The organism is Streptomyces spongiae, assembly GCF_009377185.1.
Lineage (GTDB): Bacteria > Actinomycetota > Actinomycetes > Streptomycetales > Streptomycetaceae > Streptomyces > Streptomyces spongiae.
The window spans coordinates 1-3,676 of record NZ_VJZC01000798.1; the positions used below are offsets into that span (position 1 = coordinate 1).

The 3,676-nt window shown below is 72.3% G+C and carries 4 protein-coding genes; all 4 read right to left on the reverse strand.

The window, feature by feature from the left end:
- Positions 1 to 38: 38 nt before the first annotated feature.
- From FNH08_RS46920 to FNH08_RS46935, 4 genes are read right to left on the reverse strand one after another with little or no spacing between them, the layout of a single operon-like run.
- Entirely contained in the window at positions 39 to 878 is an 840-nt protein-coding gene (locus FNH08_RS46920) for an SDR family oxidoreductase (protein WP_152777949.1), read from the reverse strand.
- Positions 859 to 2,085: an NAD(P)/FAD-dependent oxidoreductase gene (locus FNH08_RS46925; RefSeq protein ID WP_152777951.1), complete on the reverse strand. Its 1,227-nt coding sequence runs from the start codon at positions 2,083 to 2,085 to the stop codon at positions 859 to 861. The genes FNH08_RS46920 and FNH08_RS46925 overlap by 20 nt, the downstream gene beginning before the upstream one ends.
- Before the next feature lie 32 nt (positions 2,086 to 2,117).
- Positions 2,118 to 2,312, reverse strand: a complete 195-nt coding sequence (locus FNH08_RS46930) for a ferredoxin (RefSeq protein WP_152777953.1) — start codon at positions 2,310 to 2,312, stop codon at positions 2,118 to 2,120.
- Positions 2,313 to 2,356: 44 nt separating this feature from the next.
- A complete protein-coding gene (locus FNH08_RS46935) occupies positions 2,357 to 3,598 on the reverse strand; it encodes a cytochrome P450 (RefSeq protein ID WP_152777955.1) in 1,242 nt (413 codons plus the stop codon).
- Positions 3,599 to 3,676 lie beyond the last annotated feature (78 nt).

Consider the following 3,676-nt stretch of genomic DNA (forward strand, 5'->3'; position numbering starts at 1 on the left):
GGCTCCGGGAGCTCCGTGCGACGGGGGTGCCGGCCTGGTCACGGATGCCGCATGTGCCAGCGGATCCAGGCTGCCTGGCCGCCGTCGACGAGCAGGTCGGTGCCGGTGACGAACAGCGAGTGGGGGCCGGTGAGGAAGGCCGCGGCCTCCGCGATCTCCTCCGGGGTCCCGGCCCGGCCCGCACCGCACGCGTCGAGCATCTTCATCATGCGGCCGTCGGGGTCGGAGTCGATCTCCGCCTGCGACATGGCGGTGGCGACCACCCCGGGGCTGATGGTGTTGATCCGGGCGCCGCGCTGGTTCCAGGCGAGTGCGGCGGCCTGCACACGGACGTGGTTGGCCCGCTTCGACAGCATGTACGCGGCCTGCGCGTCGTCGCCGACGGCTCTGACGCAGTCCAGCCCGAGGAGCTCGTCCGTGGGCGCGGTCGCCAGGGCCCGCTCGTGCTCCCGGTCGACGGGCGCGTAGTGGCCGGCCATGCTGGAGACGCAGACCATGGACGTGCCGTGGCCGGCCAACGGTTCGAAGGCGTCGATGACATGGGCCGTGCCCAGCAGGTCCACCTCGAATATCGTGCGTGCCGAGGCGGTCGCGGCCGCGACGCCCGCCGTGTGCACGACGGCGGTGACCCGGCCCTCACCGGCGGCCACCTCGGCGAGTGCCTCGACCGACGCCCGGTCGGACACGTCGGTCGGCACACCTCGCACCGTGAACCCGGCCGCGCTCAACTCCTCGACCACACGGTCCAGTTGCCCGCGTGAGGCGTCGGCCAGGACGAGTTTCCGTCCGCTGCCCAGCCGGCGCGCGACCGCCGTACCCATCCCGCCGGCCCCGGTGACGACGAGTACGTCGCGTCCGTCATCCCTGCGGTTGCGCATGTGAGACCTCCTTGTTCTCCGGTGGTCTCCCACCTGACGGGGCGGCCCCTACGGCGTCGCGCCAGTTCGCGCCGAGGGCGATGGCCTGCCGCCACTGCCGGATCGCCTTGGGCGGCATGCCGACGGCGAGGGCACCGGTGAGCCGGTCGCCCGTGCGGTACGCGGCCACGAACCGGCGTTCGGCCAGGTCCCCTTCCACGACGGCGACTTCGTCGTGCCCGCGCAGATAGCCGTACGCCTGGATCTTCATGTCGTACTGGTCGGACCAGAAGTACGGCACCGGCGCGAAGGGCTTGCGGGCTCCGGGCGCGGCGAGCAGGTTGCGGGCGGCGGCCATGCCCTGTTCGGCGGCGTTGGTGCGGTGCTCGATCCGCATGGAGGTGCCGAACAGCGGGTTGTGCCAGCGGGCCACGTCCCCGGCCGCGTAGATGCCGGGCGCGGCCTCGCAGTACTCGTCGCACACCAGACCGTCGGCGACGGACAGACCGCTGCCGTCCAGCCATTCGGTGTTGGGCAGAGATCCGATGGCGACCAGCACCTCGTCGGCCTCGACCACCTCGCCACCGGCGAGCCGCACACCGTCCTTCGTCACCTCGTTGACCGTGACCCCGGTGCGCAGGTCCACACCCCGGAGCTCGTGGACCCGGGAGAGCACCTCTCCGACCCGTGTGCCCACGGCGTGCGCCAGTGGCACCGGCGCGGGCTCCAGGAGGGTCACCTCGGCGCCCAGGCCCCGGGCCACGGAGGCGGCCTCGGCCCCGAGGAACCCGGCGCCGACCACGACGAGCCGTCGCCCCGGCCCCAGCCGGTCCCGCAGCGCCAGGGCGTCGTCCAGGGTGCGCATCACGTGCGCGCCCTCCCCGGGCAGCCGGCGCGGTCGTACGCCGGTGGCCACGATCAGCCCGTCGTAGGGCTCCGTCGAACCGTCCGCCAGACGCACCGTACGGTCCGTCACGTCCAGCCCGGTCGCGGCGGTGCCGAGGCGCAGGTCGAGGCCGAGGGCGTCGAGGTCGGCCGGGCCGCGCAGGCCCAGCCGCTCGGGCTGCCACGCGCCGGCCAGCACCTGCTTGGACAGCGGCGGCCGGTCGTAGGGGGCGTGCGGCTCGTCGCCGACGAGGGTGACCGTGCCGTCGTATCCCTCGCGGCGCAGGGTCTCGGCCGCCGCGAGTCCGGCGGCCGAGGCGCCGACGATCAGGACCCGCTTCATCGCACTACTTGTTGCTCCAGCCGTCGCTCCACTCATCGCTCCACCAGGCGGATCGCCGCCGCCGGGCAGATGGCCACGGCCTCCCGTACGCCGTCGAGGAGTTCCTCGCCGGGCTTCTCCTCCAGCAGGATCGCGACACCGTCGTCGTCCTGGTCGAACACCTCGGGGGAGGCCATCACGCACTGCCCCGACGCGACGCACTTCGGCTCGTCCAGCTCCACTCGCATGGTTGTCTCCTCTTGTTGTTCCTGCTCTTCCTGGGCCTGCGGTGTCACCAGGTGACGGGCAGGGATTTCACGCCGTACGTCGTGCCGGTGTGGTCGAACTCGAGCTGGTCGACGGTGGTGGCGAGCCGCAGGGTCGGGACGCGGCGGTAGAGGGTGCCGTAGACGGCCTGGAGTTCGAGGCGGGCGAGGTTCTGGCCCAGGCACTGGTGGGGGCCGTAGCCGAACGCCTGGTGCGTGCGGGCGGGACGGCCGATGTCCAGCCGTTCGGCCTCGGGGAACGCCTCCGGGTCCCAGTTCGCCGCGTGCAGGTCGAAGATGATGCCGTCGCCGGCCCGGATGACGACACCGCCGTACTCGATGTCCTCCCGGGCGACGCGGCGGACGCCCGTCTGGAGGATGGTCAGGTAGCGCAGCACCTCCTCGACCGCGTTCGCGATCACCTTCGGGTCGTCGGTCTCGCGCAACAGGGCGAGCTGGTCGGGGTGTTCGAGCAGGGCGAGGGTGCCGAGGCTGATCATCGTCGTGGTGGTCTCGTGCCCGGCGATGAGCATCGCGACGCCCATGTGGGTGGCCTCGCTGCGGGTCATCTCACCGGCCTTGACCCGGCCGGCCATCTCCGACACGACGTCGTCGCCCGGGTGGGCGGACTTCTCCTCGAACAGTCCCTCCAGGTACTGGAGCAGGGCGCCGCTGGCCTTCGCCGCCTCCTCGGGCGGCAGGGAGCCGTCGAGGACGCGGGCGCTGTTGTCCTGGAAGAAGCCGTGGTCCTGGTACGGCACTCCGAGCAGTTCGGCGATGACGAGGGAGGGCAGGGGCAGGGCCACATCGGTGAGCAGGTCGGTCGGGTTCGGGCCGGCCAGCATGGCGTCGACCAGGTCGTCGACCATCTTCTGGACGGTCGGTCGCATGGCCGCGATCCGCTTGACGACGAACGGGCCGTTGACCATGCGCCGCAGCCGGGTGTGCTCCGGGGCGTCCGTGTTGGTGATCATCCTCGGGGCCCTGTGGGCGATGTCCGCCCGGTGCGCGTTCACGTAGGGGAAGCCGGGTTCGAGGTCGTCGTTGCTGACCCGGGGGTCGGTGAGCAGGGCCCGCTGGTCCGCGTGACGGGTGATCAGCCAGGGCGTCGTGCCGTTCCAGATCCGTACCTTGGCGATCGGCTGCTCGGCCCGCAGCTCGTGGACGGCCGGAGGCGGAGCCATCGGGCACTCGGCGGCCCGCGTCATCGGGTACTCGGGCAGGGGCTGCGACGAGCCGGACACGGGGCAGGACAGGGTGTCGGACATGATCTCTCCTCGGTGATGGGGCTCCGACGTGACGGAGACCGGGGACAGGCGCTCGGGGGCAGGTGCGGGGGTCTGGGG